General features: G+C 40.4%; 18 protein-coding genes. 1 reads left to right on the top strand and 17 read right to left on the bottom strand.

Going from position 1 to position 21,795, the window contains the following annotated elements:
- The first annotated feature begins 43 nt into the window (after positions 1–43).
- Complete coding sequence (locus BI291_RS08325) at positions 44–502, top strand: DUF721 domain-containing protein (protein ID WP_074498262.1); 459 nt, start codon at positions 44–46, stop codon at positions 500–502.
- A 65-nt stretch (positions 503–567) separates the two neighbouring features.
- Here BI291_RS08325 and lpxC read toward each other — a convergent pair whose 3' ends face one another.
- The 17 genes from lpxC to BI291_RS08240 form a co-directional block, all read right to left on the bottom strand.
- Positions 568–1,485: a UDP-3-O-acyl-N-acetylglucosamine deacetylase gene (lpxC, locus tag BI291_RS08320; RefSeq protein WP_074498259.1), complete on the bottom strand. Its 918-nt coding sequence runs from the start codon at positions 1,483–1,485 to the stop codon at positions 568–570.
- A 163-nt stretch (positions 1,486–1,648) separates the two neighbouring features.
- Positions 1,649–2,818, bottom strand: a complete 1,170-nt coding sequence (gene ftsZ / locus BI291_RS08315) for a cell division protein FtsZ (RefSeq protein WP_074498257.1) — start codon at positions 2,816–2,818, stop codon at positions 1,649–1,651.
- 74 nt (positions 2,819–2,892) lie between these two features.
- Positions 2,893–4,128 (bottom strand): cell division protein FtsA, encoded by a 1,236-nt coding sequence (gene ftsA, locus BI291_RS08310; RefSeq protein WP_074498254.1) that lies wholly within the window; start codon positions 4,126–4,128, stop codon positions 2,893–2,895.
- A 5-nt stretch (positions 4,129–4,133) separates the two neighbouring features.
- Positions 4,134–4,913, bottom strand: coding sequence for a cell division protein FtsQ/DivIB (locus BI291_RS08305; protein ID WP_074498251.1), 780 nt, complete (start codon positions 4,911–4,913; stop codon positions 4,134–4,136).
- Positions 4,914–4,918: 5 nt separating this feature from the next.
- On the bottom strand, positions 4,919–5,851 hold the full coding sequence (locus BI291_RS08300; RefSeq protein WP_139302588.1) for a D-alanine--D-alanine ligase: 933 nt from the start codon (positions 5,849–5,851) through the stop codon (positions 4,919–4,921).
- Positions 5,841–7,283, bottom strand: coding sequence for a UDP-N-acetylmuramate--L-alanine ligase (gene murC / locus BI291_RS08295; RefSeq protein ID WP_139302587.1), 1,443 nt, complete (start codon positions 7,281–7,283; stop codon positions 5,841–5,843). Before murC ends, BI291_RS08300 begins: the two co-directional genes overlap by 11 nt.
- An 8-nt stretch (positions 7,284–7,291) precedes the next feature.
- A complete protein-coding gene (gene murG, locus BI291_RS08290; RefSeq protein ID WP_303046030.1) occupies positions 7,292–8,383 on the bottom strand; it encodes an undecaprenyldiphospho-muramoylpentapeptide beta-N-acetylglucosaminyltransferase in 1,092 nt (363 codons plus the stop codon).
- Entirely contained in the window at positions 8,380–9,579 is a 1,200-nt protein-coding gene (ftsW, locus tag BI291_RS08285; RefSeq protein ID WP_254849551.1) for a cell division protein FtsW, read from the bottom strand. The genes murG and ftsW overlap by 4 nt, the downstream gene beginning before the upstream one ends.
- Entirely contained in the window at positions 9,576–10,940 is a 1,365-nt protein-coding gene (gene murD, locus BI291_RS08280) for a UDP-N-acetylmuramoyl-L-alanine--D-glutamate ligase (protein ID WP_074498241.1), read from the bottom strand. The genes ftsW and murD overlap by 4 nt, the downstream gene beginning before the upstream one ends.
- 24 nt (positions 10,941–10,964) lie before the next feature.
- Positions 10,965–12,047, bottom strand: coding sequence for a phospho-N-acetylmuramoyl-pentapeptide-transferase (mraY, locus tag BI291_RS08275; RefSeq protein ID WP_074498239.1), 1,083 nt, complete (start codon positions 12,045–12,047; stop codon positions 10,965–10,967).
- Entirely contained in the window at positions 12,047–13,447 is a 1,401-nt protein-coding gene (gene murF / locus BI291_RS08270) for a UDP-N-acetylmuramoyl-tripeptide--D-alanyl-D-alanine ligase (protein ID WP_074498237.1), read from the bottom strand. Before murF ends, mraY begins: the two co-directional genes overlap by 1 nt.
- Positions 13,444–14,973, bottom strand: coding sequence for a UDP-N-acetylmuramoyl-L-alanyl-D-glutamate--2,6-diaminopimelate ligase (locus BI291_RS08265; protein ID WP_175573095.1), 1,530 nt, complete (start codon positions 14,971–14,973; stop codon positions 13,444–13,446). The genes murF and BI291_RS08265 overlap by 4 nt, the downstream gene beginning before the upstream one ends.
- On the bottom strand, positions 14,966–16,669 hold the full coding sequence (locus BI291_RS08260; RefSeq protein ID WP_254849549.1) for a penicillin-binding protein 2: 1,704 nt from the start codon (positions 16,667–16,669) through the stop codon (positions 14,966–14,968). Before BI291_RS08260 ends, BI291_RS08265 begins: the two co-directional genes overlap by 8 nt.
- 33 nt (positions 16,670–16,702) lie before the next feature.
- The gene (gene ftsL, locus BI291_RS08255) at positions 16,703–17,014 is read right to left on the bottom strand and encodes a cell division protein FtsL (protein WP_074498229.1); all 312 of its coding nucleotides are present in this window, start codon (positions 17,012–17,014) and stop codon (positions 16,703–16,705) included.
- 2 nt (positions 17,015–17,016) lie between these two features.
- Complete coding sequence (gene rsmH / locus BI291_RS08250) at positions 17,017–17,955, bottom strand: 16S rRNA (cytosine(1402)-N(4))-methyltransferase RsmH (protein WP_074498227.1); 939 nt, start codon at positions 17,953–17,955, stop codon at positions 17,017–17,019.
- 39 nt (positions 17,956–17,994) lie between these two features.
- Positions 17,995–18,453 (bottom strand): division/cell wall cluster transcriptional repressor MraZ, encoded by a 459-nt coding sequence (gene mraZ / locus BI291_RS08245; protein ID WP_074498224.1) that lies wholly within the window; start codon positions 18,451–18,453, stop codon positions 17,995–17,997.
- A gap of 490 nt (positions 18,454–18,943) precedes the next feature.
- Positions 18,944–21,718 carry a collagenase gene (locus BI291_RS08240; RefSeq protein ID WP_083601969.1) on the bottom strand — a complete coding sequence of 925 codons (2,775 nt, stop codon included), beginning with the start codon at positions 21,716–21,718 and terminating at the stop codon, positions 18,944–18,946.
- Positions 21,719–21,795 lie beyond the last annotated feature (77 nt).

Below are 21,795 nucleotides of genomic sequence, written 5' to 3'. Positions count from 1 at the left end.
TCATACTACCTATTTCACCTTTTGTTGATATTTCATAAATACGATGGCTAGAAAAAATAAATCACCGTTTGATGCGTCTAGCTTACTAAAATCGTCAGCAGGCACTTTGGCACAAATTGCCACAAAAACCAAATTTTTATCACAGCTTGAAGACATCATCCGGCAGTCTTGCCCTGACTTGCCAGAGCAAGTGTGGCACATCAGTAACTTTAATCAGAACACCTGTGTTATTGGTGTTTCTTCTGCAGTGTGGTCTCAACGATTACAATTTGAGCGAATGAACATTTGCCGTAAACTCGCAGACATTACACAAGGCCAGTTCAATCAAATTGACATAAAAGTACGACCGTTTGCAAATCAAATAGCAAAAGAAAGCGAGGATTCAAAGCCGCGCAAACACCTTTCCAAAAATACCGCTAAGCAACTTGAAGCAGTCGCTGAGCACGCATCTGACTCACTGAAACAAAAAATTCTTAACTTAGCTAAACTTGCTGATAGGTAATATCAAAACAATATTTTACTAAAGTAAATAAAAAACCGAACAAATTGTTCGGCTTGTTATTTTTATTAGAAGCTTGTTGCACTAGCCTCTTGAAATTCTATCGGGGAAACCGATGAGTCTTCATACGTTACCCACTCCCAAGCATCTTTATGCTTGAAAACTTCCCTTAATAATAAATTATTTAATCCGTGTCCTGATTTAAATGCACGTAATTCAGCAAGCATATTATGACCACACATAAATAAATCACCAATGGCATCTAAAATTTTGTGTGTAACAAATTCATCGTCATAACGTAAATCATCTTTGTTTAACATTTGAAAATCGTCTAACACAATCGCATTTTCTAAGCTACCGCCTAACGCAAGGTTATGTGATCTCAGCAGTTCAATATCACGTACAAAACCAAAGGTACGTGCTCGACTAATTTCTTTAATAAAAGAGCACGTTGATAAGTCCATTGTTTTCTGTTGAACCGTGTTGGCAATAATCGGGTGTTCAAAATCAATAGCAAAATCAATTTTAAAACCTTCGTGTGGACGTAACTCAGCCCACTTATCACCCTCTTCTACTCTAATTGGACGTTTAATACGAATAAAGCGTTTTGCTGTTTCTAATGTTTCAATACCTACCGATTGAATCAGATAAACAAACGGTAAGGAGCTACCATCCATGATCGGAATTTCGTGAGAATCAACGTCAATAATTAAATTGTCAATTCCCATACCTGCAACTGCAGCTAACAAGTGCTCGACGGTGGAAATCTTCACACCTTGTTCATTCACTAAACACGTACACATCGTGGTTTCACCAACAGCCTCTGGCGTTGCTTTAATATCAACAACAGGTTCTAAGTCTACACGGCGAAATACAATACCTGTATTTGCAGGCGCAGGACGGAGAGTGAGCTGCACCTTTTTACCTTTGTGTAAACCAACACCTACTGCTGAAACACTCGTTTTTAATGTACGTTGTTTAATCATAAGTAGCCTTCTTAAGCTCTAACTAATTGCCAAATATGGCACCACCTTTCGAGCGGCGGCATAATATAGCAAAAATGCTTAACAAAATCAAAATTTAACAAAATCAAAATTTAGCAAAATACCTACGCGTTATCGGCGTATTTATACCGGAATAAATAATTACTTAGTCAGCCTGCTTTCTCAAAAATGCTGGAATATCTAAGTAGTCATCAATCGCAGCCGCTGTTACTTTTTGTGTTTGTGCCTGAGCATTTGCTTCTGGCATTGCTGCTGATTGTGTATTTACTTCTGGTTGTGGTGCCGAAGTAAATTCCTGACCAACCGCAATGGGTTCAACTGCTGGCGTCGGATTCACTAACGTGATATCAGGCTTGCGCTCTGCACCAATACCTGTTGCAACAACGGTTACCCTTAATTCATCAGTCATTTCAGGATCGATGACCGCACCAACAACAACCGTTGCATTTTCAGAAGCAAACGCTTTAACTGCATTACCAACTGTTTCAAATTCATCAATAGAAATGTCCATGCCAGCAGTAATATTAACTAATATGCCGCGTGCACCGGCTAAATCAACATCTTCAAGTAATGGGCTAGAAATTGCAGCTTCTGCAGCTTCTTCTGCTCTGTCTTCACCTGAAGCAATACCTGAGCCCATCATTGCTGTGCCCATTTCTGACATTACTGTGCGAACATCAGCAAAATCTACGTTTATGAGTCCAGGACGGGTAATAAGTTCCGCAATCCCTTGAACAGCACCTAGCAATACGTTATTGGCAGCTTTAAATGCATCTAATAATGACGTACCAGGGCCTAACACTTTTAATAGCTTTTCATTTGGAATAGTAATCAACGAGTCTACGTTTTGTGCTAAAAATTCTATCCCTTGATCTGCGTAGTTCATACGCTTTTTACCTTCAAAAGGGAAAGGCTTAGTCACTACAGCAACCGTTAAAATGCCCAATTCTTTAGCAACTTCTGCAACAACAGGTGCCGCGCCAGTTCCTGTACCGCCACCCATACCAGCAGCAATGAAAATCATATCTGCTCCTTGAATGGTTTCTTTGATGGTTTCGCGGTCTTCTTCTGCGCTTCGACGCCCAATTTCTGGGTTAGCTCCTGCACCTAAACCTTTTGTGACATCACCACCTATTTGTAACGTGACATTCGCTGATGAGTTACGTAACGCCTGTGAGTCTGTGTTTGCCGTAATAAATTCCACACCTTCAATGGTTTGGCAAACCATATGTTCAACGGCATTACCGCCACCGCCGCCAACACCAATCACTTTTATTACAGCTTCTTCGTTATGATCTTCCATTAATTCAAACATTTTTTCTCTCTCCGATTGTTATGTTTTGTTCCACCAAAACTTTTAAAAATAACAGGATAACAATGTCACCCTTTTTAAAATTCACCTTTAAACCAAGCCAGAACTCTTGTGCCAATACTGGTGACACCATCAGTTGGCTTTTCTTCACTTTGGTTTTGTTCGTTCGCTTGCATGCCATATTGCAATAGCCCTACTACTGTCGCGTATGTAGGATCATTAACGTACTCTTTTAAACCCGCTATGCGTTGAGGGGCTGCAACACGTACTGGCATTTGAAATACTTCTTCAGCAAACTCAACAACGCCTTCCATTTTCGCGGTACCACCTGTTAACACATAGCCCGCTGCTATTTGGTCTTCTAAACCACACTGGCGTAATTCTTCTTGGATGAGCTCGAATAATTCATGATATCGAGGCTCAACAACTTCAGCCAACGTATGACGTGACATAGAGCGCGCAGGTCTACCACCTACACTGGGAACTTCAATGTTTTCTTCCATACTGACCATTTGGCGTAATGCACACGCATATTGCACTTTTATGTCTTCCGCATGGCTCAACGGCGTTCTAAATATTTTTGCAATATCACTGGTTACTTGATTGCCAGCAACAGGGATCACCGCGGTATGACGCAAAGCACCGCCAGTAAATACAGCAATATCCATGGTACCTGCACCAATATCTACCACACAGATACCCAGTTCTTTTTCATCATCAGTGATCACACCATAACTTGACGCTAGTGCTGAAAAAATTAATTGATCCGCTTTTACGTCGCAACGCTCAACACACTTAACAATATTTTTTGCCATATCATTAGCGCACGTGACGATATGTACTTTTGCTTCCATACGCACACCTGACATACCTATTGGACTTTTTATACCGTCTTGGCAATCAATAGAATATTCTTGGGGCAACACATGCAACATACGTCTTTCTGCTGAAAGCGGTACTGAACGTGCGGTATGGATCACGTTATCAACGTCTTCTTGCGTGACCTCTTGATCGTTAATTGGCACCATGCCGTTTTCGTTTTGACAACTAATGTGCTTACCTGAAATACCTAAGTACACAGAGGTAATATGACAATCAGCCATCAATTCCGCTTCATTAATTGCGCGCTGTATAGATTGGATCACGAGGTTTAAATCGTTTACGCCCCCTTTATCCATTCCTCTCGCCGGCTGACTCCCAACACCTACAATGCTAAGTTGGCTATCTAACGTAATTTCGCCCACAGCAACAGAGATTTTGGATGTACCAATATCCAAGCCTACTACTAAATTTCTGTCATTAACTTTTGCCATTTAAGTTAAACTCTTTCTTTCTCTGTTAAAGGTTTCCAACCTACTGAAAGGCCGGTGTCATAACGTAAATCCACATAATCTACTTGTTGCTTTTGCTCAGCATTTTTTTTAATTTGTGGATATACATCGATAAATCGCTGTATTCGTTGTACTCTATTTTCTCGACCTAAATTTAGCGATACGCCATCATTTAGTGTCAACTGCCATGAATAACGCTCTGAAAGCATTAACTCATCAATGCTTAGTTCACCAAATGCTAAAATCTCACTCAAATTTGTGTAGTTTTCTAACGCTGTTTGTTCACTACCTTCTGGGCCGTAAAATGCAGGTAAATGTTTAACGACCCTTGAGGTATCTGCCTGAAAGGCAACACCTTGCGTATTAATTAAAAAATCACCATTCCAAAATGCAACAGGCTCTTGGTCTACCACATAAATTTTCAATTCATTAGGCCATTGTTTTCGCACGGAAACAGAGTACACCCACGGTAAATCAGCCACATGCTGTTGTACTTTATTTACATCAACGTTAAAAAAGTTACCCAAATTGATTGTTTCGATAGCCTTTTCAATGTCTAACCTTGTGGTATATGGCATTTCACCCATGATTTCCACAGAAGTTACCGGCGCAGATTCTTGCGCAGATAAGCGTTCTGACATCAACCATCCCATATAACAAAGCGATAAAATAACTAACACAAAAAAGCTAACACCAAACCAGAACCCCCAATGAAGTTGTTCTACATTGTTGCTTTGTGACGTTGCTTTTTTCTGCTTGGTTGCCACGGTGCTTATTTGCCTTTATTGTCTATGCTTAATTCAACAATCTTTGTTACCAGTTCAACAAACGATAACCCATAAACTTTGGCCGCTTTCGGCACTAACGATGTTTCTGTCATTCCTGGTACCGTATTTACTTCTAATACCTGCCATTGGTTTTTATTATCTCGCATAACATCAACGCGCCCCCAATCTTTTGCACCAGTGCATTTAAATGCTTTCAATGCGATGTCACTAAGTGCTTTTTCATCATTATCAGATAAACCACTAGGGCAATGATAACGTGTTGTGCTTGATTGGTATTTCGCCTGGTAATCATAAAAGGTATTTGGCGTTTCCATATGAATTGCTGGTAACGCATTATTACCAAGAATCGCGACTGTGTATTCTGGTCCTGAAATCCATGCTTCCACTAATACTTCTTCATCATATTGGAAAGCTGTTTCAAGGCTATGCGTTAATTCAGAGGGATTTTCAGCTACTGACATACCAATACTAGAGCCTTCGTGTGCGGGTTTAACCATCACTTTATCGCCTAGCTTTTGCAGGATCGTTTTAGCCTGAGCATTGTTAAAGCTATCTTTATGTACTATCTCAAACGCAGCGGTTGGTATTGCCGCCGACTGCATCACTTGTTTAGAACGTATTTTATCCATCGCAAGTGCTGAACCAAGTACGCCAGAACCAGTATATGAGATATTCATATACTCTAGGGCCCCTTGCACACTACCATCTTCACCACCTCGACCATGCAAAGCAATAAACACGTGATCAACATCAGCTCTTGCTAAATCAGACAAGCAATAATCTTTAGTATCAATTAACGTTACTTTAAAGCCGGCTTCGGTTAAGCCGTTTGCTACTGCCTGCCCTGATCTTAATGACACTTCTCTTTCAGCTGAATCACCGCCAAATAATACCGCAATATGAAGGTTAGCTTTCATCGTTGCCTCCCAATATCGCATCATTCGCTAATGAACGAGCAAGCGCACCAATATTACCGGCACCTTGAGTGATCACCATATCACCATCAATGAGATGACTGGCAAGTAGCTCAGGGAGTTTCTTTAAATCGCTAACGTAAATGGGCTCTACTTGGCCCCGTTGCCTTATGCTTCTGGCTAAGCTTTTACTATCTGCACCTGCTACAGGTATCTCACCTGCGGCATAAACATCAAGCAAAAATAAGCTATCGATTTCAGACAACACTTCAGTGAAGTCTTCGTATAAATCTCGTGTTCGGGAATATCGGTGCGGTTGAAAGATCATCACTAAGCGTTTATCTGGCCAACCATTACGCATCGCTTTTATCGTTGCGGCAACTTCACGTGGATGATGACCGTAATCATCCACCAACACCATATGACCTTTATCCGTTGATAAGTCAGCCAACTGTTCAAACCTTCGTCCGATACCTGCAAAGTTCGAGAGAGCCTTTTCAATCGCTTGATCAGCAACACCTTCATCGGTTGCCACTGCAATACTCGCTAATGCATTTAATACATTATGTTGGCCAGGCAAATTAACGCTTAAGTCAAGATTTGGTAAGCCCTGGCGTTCTACACAGAAATAGCTAACGCCACCACTTTGTTGATAGTTCGTGGCAACAACATCTGCGTCATCAGAAAAACCATAGGTAATCACTTGGCGACCAATTCTTGGCAGTATTTCACGCACTACTGGGTTATCAATACAGACCACAGCAAGCCCATAGAAAGGCAAGTTATGTAGAAATTCAATGTAGGTGTCTTTAAGCTTTTCAAAATCACCTTGGTAGGTTTCCATGTGATCTTCATCGATATTAGTGATCACTGCAACCATAGGCTGTAAATGTAAAAATGACGCATCGCTTTCGTCAGCTTCTGCAATTAAATAACGGCTTGAACCTAAACGTGCATTGGTACCTGCACTATTTAATAAGCCACCAATAACGAACGTTGGATCGAGATCAGCTTCTGCAAAGACACTGGCTATTAAGCTAGTGGTTGTCGTTTTACCATGTGTACCAGCAATAGCGATACCGTGCCTAAAGCGCATTAATTCTGCTAGCATTTCTGCACGCCTAACTATTGGTATACGTAACTCTCTTGCTTTGATGAGTTCAGGGTTTTCTTGATCTATTGCCGTTGATACCACAATTACACTTGCGCTTATAATATTGTCTGCTTGGTGTCCTATCGTTACTTTTGCGCCAAGACCTTCAAGGCGTTTAACCACTGAGTTTTCACCGATATCTGAACCGGTGATTTGATAACCTTCATTTAATAATACTTCGGCGATGCCTCCCATGCCAGCACCACCAATACCAACGAAGTGGATTGATTTAACACGGCGCATTTCTGGAATAGTACTAATGGTATTCGATATTTTTTTCATAAGTTTACTCATCGTTGAACAAGCCCCTGGCAAATATTAGCAACATCTTTTGTGGCGTTTGCATGTGCAGCATCATGTGCAGCTTTCGCCATGGCTTGTATGACGCTATCGGAGATAAATAAGCTATTTAACATTTGAGCTAAGCTTGTTCCGTTTAAATCGTTTTGTGCAATTAGTTTCGCCGCTTGTCGTTCAACTAAATACAGCGCATTCTTTGTTTGATGATCATCTACGGCGTGAGGGAGTGGAATAAATATTGCCGGTTTAGCTGCCATCGCTAATTCAGAAACCGTTAACGCGCCCGCTCGACATATCACTACATCAGCCCATTGATAAGCACTCGCCATATCATCAATAAATTCATGTAATATGACTTGTGAAGTATCAATGCCGTATTGTTGATATAGCGACTTAACTGAGGCTAAATGCCCTTTACCCGTTTGATGCCATATTTGAATATTTTGGCGTTTAATTTGGCTGATAGCTTTCGGTACGGTGTCATTAAGCACTTTTGCTCCTAAACTTCCACCTACCACTAATACTTTTTTCGTACTTGTTGGCTCTACAGGTATAACTTGCTCTAAGGCAATAATATTACCACGCAATGGGTTACCCACGACTTGGCATTTAACGCTATCATTAAAGGCATGAGGAAATGCACAGAGCACTTTTTCAGCAATTTTGGATAAATAACGATTGCTCATCCCCGCAACGGCATTTTGCTCGTGCAAGACTAACGGTTTACCGCATAACCACGCAGCTACTCCACCTGGCGCACTTGCGTAACCCCCAAGCCCTAAAACAACGTCTGGCTTAACTTTGCGAATAACCTGAATTGATTGCCAAACTGATTGCCCTAGTTTAAACGGTAGCTTTAGCCAATCTAACCATGTTTTATTCCGTATACCCGCAATATTAATAAATGAAATGTCAAAACCATGTGCAGGTACAATTTCAGCTTCCATACGCTTTTTGGTGCCAAGCCAATGAATATGCCAACCTTGTGCTTTTAAGTGTTCTGCTACTGCAATACCGGGGAAAATATGTCCACCAGTACCACCAGCCATGACTAATAAAGTAGGTGTTTTAGTCGTATTCACGATTTTTTACCTCCTTTACTCGTCGCTTGTAAGCTTTGCACCCGAATTTCATGATCAATTCGCATTAATACCACTAAGGCTATCGTCATGATGATCATTGAACTACCGCCAGAACTGATCAGCGGCATAGTTAACCCTTTAGTAGGTACAATCCCCGCACTGGCACCAACATTTACTGCCGTTTGAAAGCTAAACCAAATGCCAATGGCATAAGCAAAGAAGCCTTCAAAATATTTTTCTTTTAATAGCGCTTTTCTGCCAAGCAGTAAGGCTTTACAGACCAATGTTAAACTCAACATAAGTACCATAGCGACACCTACAAACCCCATTTCTTCGGCTAAAATCGCCATGACAAAGTCGGTGTGAGCTTCAGGTAAATACTCAAGCTTTTGAATGCTGTTACCTAAACCTTGTCCTAATACTTCACCCCGCCCGTAAGCCATTAATGATTGTGTGAGTTGATAACCTGTACCAAATGGATCAGCCCATGGATCTAAAAAGCTGGTTACTCGCGCCCAGCGATACGGCGAGAAATACGCTAACGCAGCAATCGCTGACAACCCTACAGAGGCAATTGAAATAAACTGCCAGAGCTTTGCTCCCGCCAAAAACAACAAACCAAAAGTGGTCACAAACATCACCACCACAGTGCCTAAGTCAGGTTGAAATAACAGTAAGCTGGCTAAAACACCAAAAACAACAAGAGGCTTGAAAAACCCTTTAAAGTTTTCCATCACCTCTTCTCTGCGTCTCACCATATAAGCAGATAAATAACAGAAAAAATAAAGTTTTGCTGGCTCGGCAGCTTGTACCGTGATCGGTCCGATAACAATCCAACGCGTAGAACCGTTCACGGTACGACCGATAATAAGTACAGCGAGCAGTAACACAATCGCAGATATCAACAGCGGTCCGCTATATTGCTGCCACTTCACCATAGGGATTTGCATGACCAAACCACCAATAATCACACTTAATACAATATAAACACTGTGTCTGATAAAAAAGTGGAATGGATTATCAAATAACCGTTCAGCGACAGGCATTGACGAACTCATCACCATTACCAGACCTATAGCATACATCGCAGCAGCAAGTAGCACGTAGTCTCTATCAAACGTAGCCACTGTTTTACGTTCATGAGTGAACCATTGATGAAACTTGAATAAAGACAGCTGAGTTACTGACGACATTATTCCGCCCCCTGTAACGACTTAACGGTTTGAGCGAATACATCACCACGCTCGGCAAAGTTTTTAAACATATCAAGGCTTGCGCAAGCAGGAGAAAGTAAAACTATATCACCAGCTTTAGCACATACACTTGCTTGCTTTACCGCCTGTTCAAGGCTTTCGACTTGTAAGCTTGATGAGTTAAGTTGTGCGATTTGATGACCATCTTTGCCGAATGTAATTAGCTTAGCGACTTTATTCGTTATGGCATCTTCAAGAACTGAAAAGTTTGCACCTTTCCCTTCACCACCAGCAATGAGTATTATTTTACCTGAGGTTAGGGTTGGATAAAGTCCTTCAATAGCAGCTACAGTGGCCCCCACATTGGTTGCTTTCGAATCATTGATCCAATTGATTTTGTCAGAAGTCATAATTCGTTGGCAACGATGTTCAAGTCCGTGAAACGATTTGCATGCATTTGCTACTGCATCAAGCGGCCAACCTAAACGATGAGCAATAGCAAATATCGCAAGATAGTTTAAGGCATTATGTAAACCCGCTAAAGGTAGTGCATTTATGGCAATAATTTTTTGTTTTCCAAACGCTAAATATTGACTCTTATCTTCCGTGATAATGCCAAAATCATTCTGATTTGGTACACCAAGCCCGAATGATGTTACACGTTCAGCCGATAAACTTAAGTGGTTAAAGCTTGCAGGATCATCACGGTTGATTACTGCAAATTCACACTGCTGATAGACTTTTTGTTTAATTTCGCTGTAATTTTCAACAGTTAAATGCCGATCCAAATGATCGTCACTTATATTTAAAACCGTGGCCACTTTAGCCTGCATACTCTGCAATGTTTCTATTTGAAAGCTTGATAATTCAAAAATAAAGCCATCTACTTCCGCGTTTATCAATTCAAGTACTGGCGTACCAACATTACCTGCAAGCGCCATATTGACATCAAGAGCACTAGCAATATGCGATAAAATACTGACGACGGTAGATTTACCATTTGAGCCAGTAACAGCAACAATTGGTTTATCATTTAACTGACAAAAAAGTTCAACGTCGCCAATAACTTTGCAGCCCATTGAGATATGAGGAGAAAGATCCTCAGCGTGTAAATCTATTCCTGGACTAACAATGAGAATGTCGGCCTGACTAATTTCATCAAGATCCCACAAACCGGTGACTAACGTATTGCTTGGATAAGCACGTGTAAATTCAGCACCATTAATAATATTGTCACGACTATCATTTAATAAACATGAAATATTATGTTGTTGTAAAAAACGCACGCAAGACATGCCCGTTAGGCCTGCACCCAACACCACAATGCGTTTGTTTTTATAATGATTGACAACATTTAATTTCATGTTATTGATTACAAACCTTACTAATTATCTAAGTTTCAACGTTGCTAAGCCGACTAATACCAGCACTAAAGAAATTATCCAAAAGCGCACTATAACGCGTGGTTCAGGCCAACCTTTTAATTCATAATGATGATGTATAGGCGCCATTTTAAAAATACGCTGACCACGTAGTTTGTAAGAGCCTACTTGTAAAATGACAGAGACCGTTTCCATGACAAACACGCCCCCCATAATGAACAACACCAACTCTTGCCTAACAAGTACAGCAATAACGCCTAAGGACGCACCTAAGGCTAAAGAGCCAACATCACCCATAAATACTTGTGCTGGGTAGGTGTTAAACCAAAGAAACCCTAAACCTGCACCCACAATTGCCGTACATACCACCACCAACTCACTGGTCAGTGGGATATATGGAATGTTGAGATAGGCTGAAAAATTAATATTGCCGGTTACATAAGCAAATACTGCAAAAGCCGCCGCCACCATAATGGTTGGAACAATAGCTAATCCATCTAAACCATCTGTTAAGTTAACCGCGTTACTTGTACCCACTATGACAAAGTAGGTTAATAAAATATAAAGCATACCTAATTGTGGTAGCACATCTTTGACAAACGGTATTATGAGTGCCGTTTCAGATGCTTGCTGTGTCGTTGAATACAAGAATAATGCAGTGCCAAACCCTAACACCGTTTGCCAAAAATATTTCCAGCGCGCAATTAAACCATTAGAATCTTTGCGAATTACTTTACGATAATCATCAACAAAACCAATAATGCCAAAACTGACCACGACAAACAGCACGGTTAACACATAACGATTGGTTAAGTCGCCCCACAATAAAACACTAAACACGATGGCAGCTAAAATTAAAATGCCGCCCATGGTTGGTGTACCTGATTTTGATAAATGGCTTTCAGGCCCATCGTCACGTACCGTTTGACCAATTTGCATTCGTTGTAAGTAGCGTATTAATTTAGGACCAAAATATAAAGAAACACCCAACGCCGTTAACGTGGAAACAATTGCCCTAAACGTTAAATATGAGAAAACGTTAAACGCGGTAAAATATTGAGTTAGGTATTCACTTAGCCAAAGTAACATTAAGCAATTTCCTCATGCATTTGGCCACTACGCCACTTTTTAATATCTTGAACAACCAACTCCATATGAGAACTACGGGATCCTTTCACTAATATCGAAATTTCTTGCTGCTCACCTGCCAATACTTGAGCAAGGTGCTTTAATAAAACGCTGCGCTCGCTGAAGTGTTTGCCGTGAGAAGGTTTACGTTGATTGAATGCATCAGCAGTGCTTTGACTTAATACACCAAGCGTTAATAGCTCATCGATATCTCGACCTGCTGCATATTCGCCCACTTCTTGATGGTAGCTCCGTGCATTTGTGCCAAGCTCACCCATATCTCCAAGAATCAGTACACGCTTGCCTGGATAGCTGGCGAGTAGATCACTAGCAGCTTTAATTGATTCAACATTGGCGTTATAGCTATCGTCAATTAATTTACAATTTTCATCTAAACGATGAAGGTTTAATCTGCCTTGAACGGGTGTCATTTCAGCTAAACCTAATCTTATATCTTCTAAGCTAGCACCAAATTCAAGTGCAATTGATGCGGCCGCAACGGCGTTACATACGTTGTGTCGGCCTGGAATGCTTAATTCAACAAAAGTAGAGCCTACTTGGTCGCAAAACAGGTTGAAACTTGCACATCCATTGTCATCAAGAACAACATCGTTGCTGTAACAATCTGCTTTGTTATAACAAGAAAAGGTTTTTACGGTTTTATCCACTAAACGCCATTGCCACTTATTCGCTAACTTACAGTCTTGGTTATAAAGTGCGACACCGTTGCTTTTCATGCCTTCGTAAATTTCGCCTTTTGCTCGTGCAACACCGCATAAGTCACCAAACCCTTCTAAATGAGCGGCGGCGATATTATTGATAACCGCAACATCAGGCTGAACAAGACCAGAAGTATAGGCAATTTCGCCCATATGATTCGCGCCCATTTCCACCACGGCAAAATCATGGTTTTCTTCTAAACGCAATAACGTTAATGGCACACCAATATCGTTATTGAAATTACCTTTAGTCGCAAGCACGTTGCCTAAACGAGCCAAAATAGCCGCTACCATTTCTTTTACTGTTGTTTTACCGCTACTTCCTGTAATACCCACTGTTTTCGGTGATACCTTTTCTTTCACGTAAGCACCTATTTTTCCTAGTGCTTTGTGGGTATCTTCAACCACAATTTGAGCAATATTTAGTTGGCAGTCATGATCAACAATTACCGCTGAACAACCAATATCTTCAGCTTGTTGCACAAACTTATGACCATCAAACTTATCACCACGCAAGGCTAGAAAAACATTTTTTTCTGCCAATGAACGGCTATCTGTACTGATAGCATCAATCGTTTTATCTTCACCGATTAAGGTGCCATCTACCGCATTAGCAATTTCTGATAGTTGTAGTTTTATCATTGCGTTATACCAATTTTATATTGTGAGCTTACCCACTCGCGTTCATTGTATTGATGGCGTTCGCCTTGTATTTCGACATAATTTTCATGCCCTTTACCGGCAAATAACACCACATCTTTCTGGCTTGCGTTTTTTAACGCATAGATAACCGCTTGTTGGCGATCTAACATCACAGTAATATGCTCTGGCTTAACGCAACCTGACAAAATATCATTAGCAATCGCTTCAGGTTGTTCGCTTCTCGGGTTGTCATTAGTCACAACAATTCTATCGCTATATTTTTCAGCGACTTGCCCCATTAATTTACGTTTACCTTTATCTCTATCACCACCACAACCAAACACTGCCCACAATTGGCCTGAACAATGTTCTCGGCAGGCAAGCAATGCATTTTGTAAAGCGTCTGGTGTATGTGCATAATCAACAACAGCGAGAGGTAGATGGTTTGCGTGGAATGTTTCCATTCTGCCAGTTACCGGTGTTAACTTGGTAATTGCCGTTGCAATCTCAGTTAAACCAATCCCTTGTACTAGCAATACACTGATCGCGGCTAATAAGTTGTCAACGTTAAATATGCCTAGCAAAGGACTGTGTATTTCGGTTTCTCCACAATGTGTTTGTAATTCTATTTTCACGCCATCATGGTTCGGGGTTATTTTTGCAGCGTAAACAAACTTCTCATATTGACGAACGCTACTTAGCTTTCCATAGACAATAGTCGGTTGTTTAATGGCTTTCTTACTCAGCCATTGCTGAGCGCAATGGTCATCACCATTGATTACCGCATATTGGTTGTCATTTTGTGCAAATATCTTCGCCTTAGCTTCACCGTAATTTTCCATGGTGCCGTGATAATCTAAGTGATCACGAGAAAGATTGGTAAAAACAGCAATATCAAACAATTCAGCATTTACCCGCCCTTGTGCTAAAGCATGCGAAGAAACTTCCATCACTACCGTGTGCTGAGCTGATTCGACAAAACGTTGTAATAAAGCATGAAGCTCTGAAGCACCAGGAGTTGTATTATTAATAGGCTCAAGAGCATTGACTTTACCTGCGCCATTAGTGCCAATAACAGAGGTTTCAAAACCTAATTGATCTTGTAGCTGCGCAATTAATTGGCTGGTACTTGTTTTGCCATTCGTTCCTGTAACACCAACCATATTTAATGAAGCTTGCGGCGATTGATAAAATGCTTTTGCGACATTAAATAACTGTTTATTTAATTGATAAAACGCAATAACAGGTACTAACTCTCCCGCTTTATTATGCGCATTTTTGACATGACCATGTTCGGCTTGAACAGACGTTTCAACAAGTATCACGCTACAATTAGCTTGCAATGCTTGGCTAATATAGGCTTTACCTTGTTGTAAGGTGCCATTCACCGCACAGAAAACATCACCAACGGTTAGTTGTCGGCTATCATTGCATAATTGGCGAGGCATGCTCGGAACCGTCAATGAGACGGTAATAGTAAATTTAGCGAGTAGCGTTTCTAGATAACGAGCATCAACGTTAAACACGTTTACCTCCGTTATCATCTTTAGCATTTACCACACGAGTATCAGCATCAGGTTCAATATTTAACAAACGTAAAGCACCCTGCATCACCCTAGAAAATACTGGCGCTGCAATTTCGCCACCGTGGTATAAATCACCACCTGGCTCATTTATTACCACGATCACAACAATTTTAGGATCTGAGATAGGCGCAATGCCGGTAAATAAACCAACATAGTCATTGCCATAACCACCAGCTACCGCTTTAAACGCTGTACCTGTTTTTCCACCTACGCGATAGCCTTCCACTTTGGCTCTATGTGCTTTTTTCTCAACCACTTGCTCTAGCATGCCTAGCAAGCTTTCGGTGTTTTTTTCTGAAAAAATGCGCTGTTCGTCATAGCTGTTAACTTTTTCGCGTTTTAAAATGCTTAATGGTTTTTTAACACCGCCATTAGCAATTGAGGCATAAAAACGGGCCATTTGAATCGGCGTAGCAGAAACCCCCATGCCATAAGAAAGTGTTGCTAGCTCAATTTGTGACCAGCGAGAACGCGTATGCATAATGCCTTCACTTTCACCAATCAAATTGATACCGGTACTTTCACCAAAGCCCGCTTGGAAAAATTTATCTAAAAAGAACTCTTTAGGAAGTGATAACGCCAACATTGACGTACCTAAGTTTGATGAATTCACTAAAATATCAGTTGGTGTTTGTTTTCCGTAATTACGAGGATCGCCAACTCTTCTGCCACCTAAACGCATAATACGTTTACTGGTGTCAATCACGGTATCTTTGGTGACTTCACCAAATTCAAGTGCTGACAACACGGCCATTGGCTTCATCGTTGAACCAGGTTCATAAAAATCGGTTATTGCGCGGTTACGTAAACGATGTAAAGCAACATTGCTACGGTTATTCGGGTTGTAAGACGGACTATTGGCAAGTGCTAATACTTCACCACTATCAACATCAGCTACCACAACCGAACCAGAGCTGGCATTAAAGGCTTTTACTGCCCCTTTTAATTCACGATATGCTAATGCTTGAATACGTTGATCTAAACTAAGCACTAAATCTTGTGGTGGCTTAGCGTCTACTGTTTCTAGCACTTCGATGCGATTGCCTTTTGCATCTTTTCGATAACGCTTGCTACCCTGTTCACCTGTTAATAGGTCATCATATACGCTTTCTACCCCTTCAATTCCTATGTCATCAACATTGGTAAAACCTACCACATGAGCACTTATTTCGCCTGCAGGATAGAATCGTTTAGATTCTTTTCGTAAATGAATACCAGGGATTTTTAATTGTTTAATATACTCCGCCATGGCAGGCGACACTTGACGCTCAATATAGACAAAGCGCTTTGCAGGGCTTTTAGTGACGCGCGACTTTAAGCTATTCACATCTTTATCTAGTACATCCGCTAAGGCCTGCCAATGCTCAACTTTAGCCAGTGCATTTTGCTCCATAATGATTTTAGGATCAGCCCAAACAGTATCAACGGGGACACTAACGGCGAGTTCAACGCCATTTCGATCAACGATTGAGCCTCTATGTACTTTATTCGCAGCAGTACGAAGCGAGCGCATATCACCTTGTTGTTTTAACATATCAGGTTCAATCACTTGAATGTAAGCAGTGCGAGCGGTTAAGCCTAAATAAACAAGCACAATAACGCCTATGACGAGATAAAACCGCCATGATGCTGTCATTTGTTTGTACTTACTTACTTTCTTAACCATTAATTATTTCAACCTAATAATTATTTCATTATCAGCAGAAGGTTTTTCCATATTGAGCAATTTTTCTGCCTTACTCTCAATGGAGCTGTGCTCTGCTAAACTGTTTTGTTCAAGTAACAAATTTCGCCACTCAATATCTAACTCATCTCTTTCTGTTAATAACACTTCCAAGTGGCTGGTGCTTTGTCGATTTAAGTGGGTGAAATAAATCACCGTAAACGCTGAAAATACAACAGCTAGTAACAACAAATACATCCAAATATGCTGTTTAATGTCATGCCAAACTTCAAACGCCAAAACCACTTTGGTTGACATGTTTACTCAGCCAACCGCGTTGCTACTCGCATAACAGAGCTACGAGAGCGCACATTTTCACCAACTTCATGTTTTGAAGGTTTTTGTCTTCCTTCTAAACGTAACTTTTTACCTTTATTAATTTCAGCTTCACTAACTGGCAAACCTCGCGGCACTTGCTTACCTTGTGAATGTTTTTTCATAAACTGTTTCACCAATCTATCTTCCAGCGAATGGAAACTAATCACCACTAAACGGCCGCCTTCAGCTAATACAGATAACGATGCGGCAAGTGCTTGTTCAATTTGCTCTAATTCACTATTGATATACATGCGGATTGCTTGAAAGCTTCGTGTTGCCGGGTGTTTTTTAATTTCACGTTGTGGCGCTGTTTTTTTAATTAACGCAGCCAACTGTCCAGTGGTAGTAAGGGGAGACTCTTCTCGACTGTCAACAATCGCATTAGCAATGCGCCACGCGTGCTTTTCTTCGCCAAAGGTTCTCAGCACCCAAGTGATATCTTCAACGTCAGCAATCGCTAGCCACTGTTCGGCAGTTTGCCCTCGTGTGGTATCCATACGCATATCAAGCGGTCCGTCGTTCATAAAACTAAAACCACGTTCTGCCTGATCTAATTGCGGTGAAGACACCCCTAAATCAAGTAAAATGCCGTCTACTTTTCCTAACAGCTGTTCTTTTTCTGCGATTGATAACAAATCAGCAAAACCAGTGTGTTCGATAGAAAATCGCGGGTCGGCAGAATATTTTTCTGCAGCAGCTATTGCGGTAGGGTCTCTATCGATTGCTATTAAACGCCCTTGGTCAGAGAGCTTGGAAAGGATAAGTCCTGAGTGGCCGCCGCGACCAAAGGTACCGTCGATATAAATACCGTCGGGGTTAATCGCGAGTCCTGATATTGCTTCGTCAAGCAACACAGAAATGTGAGACTTATCAGTTTGCATTTTAAATAAACGCCGTTTTAGTTGTAATGAATTCTTTTGTTATAAAGACAGGTCGAGCAAGCGCTCTGTTAATTCAATTTCACCTGACTGTATTTTGGCAATGCCTTGCTGCATTTGGCTTTGCCATGCTTGTTCGCTCCAAATTTCGAACTTTTTCAGCTGACCGACTAACATCACGTTTTTGTCAAGACCAGCATGATTGCGTAACGGACCATTGATTAATAAGCGACCACTCTTATCCATCTCACAGTCTGACGCATTTCCCAGCAATACTTGCTGTAATAAACGTTCTTGTGGGTTCATACTCGAAAGCCCACAAAGTTTTAATTCAATTTCTTCCCATTCAGGCAGTGGATACAGCAATAAGCACGCATGTTGTATATCTACCGTACACACCATTTTTCCCTGACAATCAGCCACAAGCTCTTCACGATACTTTGTTGGTATCGTGATACGGCTTTTACTATCAAGCGTGATTGAACTGGTGCCTCTAAACATGCTGCCTTTTTATTTGAAGATCTACTAAGATCCACTTTTTTCCACTTTTCTCCACATTTATACAGTTTAGTGAGTCTAGTAAAGGTATGTCAAGCAAAGAATTGCTTATTTGATCTGCGTGATCAGCAATAAAATTGCGGTATAGAAGGAAGTTTATGTTTTTGTGGAGTTTTGTGGTTTTCTCGCCCGATTATTTAACCTAAATGGGCAAAATAAGGGAGGGTTGTATCAAATGCTGTCACTTACAAGCTTATTTAAACTTCATAAGTGGGGTTCTCTATACAACAACACGGATGTAATTTTATATTATAAGAAAAAAGACAACAGTTGTTATAGTTTTGCTGATTTAACTTTCATAGTTACGACATAAAATACCTATTAATGCGGATTATATTGCCCTCTAGTTTTATATTTCTTGTCATCGTAATAACAAACAGGCTGCTTGTGATAAAGCAGCCTGTGACGTTAGCTATCTTAATACTTTAAACCATTATTCAAGTGCAATATTGACAGCCATTCCACTATGTTCCCCAACAATACTGATATAATGATAGCCGCTTGCAGGGTTGTTGATAGTTATTGATTCATTATTATCAGTTTGATCTGATTTTGAATCATAATTTGATTCATTCGCCCAAGATGAAGCTTTATAGTAAAGATTGCCATTTCCTGTTCCGTGAGCAGTTGTGATGACTAAAGAGTTCATACCACTTGGCACATTGATACCATAATAGGCAATAGAATTACTCAACCCTCCTGTTGGAACGCAATAAGCATTATTTGTGTCAACCCAGCCAGATTCTGGATTCTGATTCAGGCAAGCATTAAGTATGTTACCACCGCCAGTTTGAGCTTGTTGTATAGTTGCACTCGTTGTTGCTGTATTAGATAAGCCATCGCTATCGACAACTGTTAAACTGACACTATATGTACCTGCGGCACTATATGTATGTGATGGATTTGCTGAAGTACTTGTATAACCATCTCCAAAATTCCAGCTATAAGCAGTAATTGGCCCTTCCATATCACTTGACCCTGCACTACTAAAGTTTAATGCGACATTCTCAACACCACTATACGAACCATTAGCATTGGCTACAGGGGCAGTATTTTGATTATTACCACCACCATTTCCACAACCAGAGGTATCAAACTCGACTAAAATAGATGCCGTACCATTTGAGTTTGATACTTTTAGATTACCCCAGTAATTAGTACCTCCAGTAACATGAATACATTCACTGTTTGTTGAATTGTCTGAGCTACCATCATCACTACTTGTACCATTTGGCCATTGTGAATTATCGTAATCTATTCGTAAGTTACCACTACCATGATCAGTTTTTATAGTAACACTATTATGTCCACTAATATCCGGGATTGATAACCAAATAACTGATGCATTACCCAAACAAGCTGCATCACCAGGGGTTAAGCTACCACTAGTAATCGGGCTTTCAGAAGAGCACACATTAGGTATGTTATTAGGAGGGTTGGTTCCACCACCATTGTTTTCACTAATAGTGACGGTAGTAGTCTGCGAATCAGTTGCCCCATCATTATCGGTAACCGTTAATGTCACAGTATAGGTACCAACAGAAGTAAAAGCATGACTTGGATTTGCTGCATTGCTGGTTGAACCATCACCGAAGTTCCAACTATAACTGGAAATACTGCCGTCAGTGTCATTAGAGCCCGCACTACTAAAAGGTATTAAAGAGTTTTCTTCCCCTGTGTAAGGACCATTAATTTTTGCTATTGGTGCAGAATTCGATACAGAACCATTAATATTATAAATGTTACTATTGCTTCCTAAAGAAACGACCCCTTTACAGCTATTTGTAGAATCAACAAAAATCATTCTATCACCGGCTTTCCATGTTGAACCAGTATAGCTTTGACCACTATTCAGCGTTGCGTAAACAGTGTCAGATCTTACCCCTGTTACATAGTTTACCCAACGTACCTCAACTGTTTCACTCAGGTTATTAGTTACTGTAACATTGGTTGCAGTTTCGGTTTTGAAATATGGTCGTTCTAAACTACATGCTCCAATTTCATTTTGTGCAGGCAAGATATCGGGAGTCACATTGCTAACTAAACTTTCATCAACAGAAAAGGTAGCAGTCTGGCCAACAATTCCAATTCCCACACACTCTCGATTTTCGCTCATCATGATAAACCGATCGTTTTTCCGCCAATAATTATTGTTATATGATTGTCCTTGGTTAAGTAGTGCGATTTCATCAACACCAGCTACGCCTGTGTAGTTATTTATCCACATCAATCTTAAAGGAACAGAACTATTATTAGTGACTGAAAGTGTTGAATTAGAAAGGTCATCCACGTACCGAACGTATTTTTGTTCTAAATCGCAAGAGCCAAAAGCATTATCATTTGGTTCAACAGCGTCAATGACTGCATTAGCATTGGTTAATGAGCTCACGTAAGCATCAAACCCACTATCAATATTGGTTGCCACACTTTTAACACTACTTCTAAACGAAGAGGTATTCCCTGAGCGTAACGCACTAATTATTTGATCATATTCATTACGGTGATTAGCACTCATATAATGTATTGCTAAGTAACCCCACTTATACAAATCAGGATGACTGTAATCGGCAGTCAGAATATTATACAAGGGAGGTACATCTAGACCGCTCATACCATTAATCGTTCTAGAATAATTCGTGCCATGCGCAATAAAATCAGCAAGACCTTCGCTTAAACCAGCATTGTAAGTAAAAGTACCGAAAGCTCCATACACATTGTAGCGGCCATCAAGATAATGAACATATTCATGTTTAAGATTATATACCTGACCTACATAGGAACAAGAATAAGGTACCCAGCTATTTTCACAAATATGTGCAATAAATTTAGCTTGGTTATTCACGTTTGAAGGGGTTCCTTCCAAGTACATACCACCATTGTCAGTATTTATACCGAAGTGTGTACCTGCATTCGTTTGATATTCACTACTAGATAAATAAATATAAACATCTAGAGTATTATTATTATCGTTTGGTAATGGTGAATTTGTATAAAAAAAATTATGGAATGCATTATCTGTTTCAGCTATTTCATTACAACTATTTATTAATTGCTGTTGAGAGATACCTGTTTGAGCCCACAACGTTACGGTTGAGTTACATTGATAGCTTTGAGTAAACGTTTGTTCGATGGTAGCTGACTCTGCTACTTGCATGCTAAATAATGCATGTATTACTACTCCTATAATTATTTTTCCGATTATTTTCATTATAATTATTACCTTCCAATCAACTAAAATATAAGTGACGAACACTTCCTTTTTAATTCTTGATTTAATTTCTTACG

Source organism: Thalassotalea sp. PP2-459 (genome assembly GCF_001913705.1).
Taxonomy (GTDB): domain Bacteria; phylum Pseudomonadota; class Gammaproteobacteria; order Enterobacterales; family Alteromonadaceae; genus Thalassotalea_C; species Thalassotalea_C hakodatensis.
Note: the sequence above shows the minus strand (reverse complement) of the source record. Positions and strands in the feature narration are given on the sequence as shown.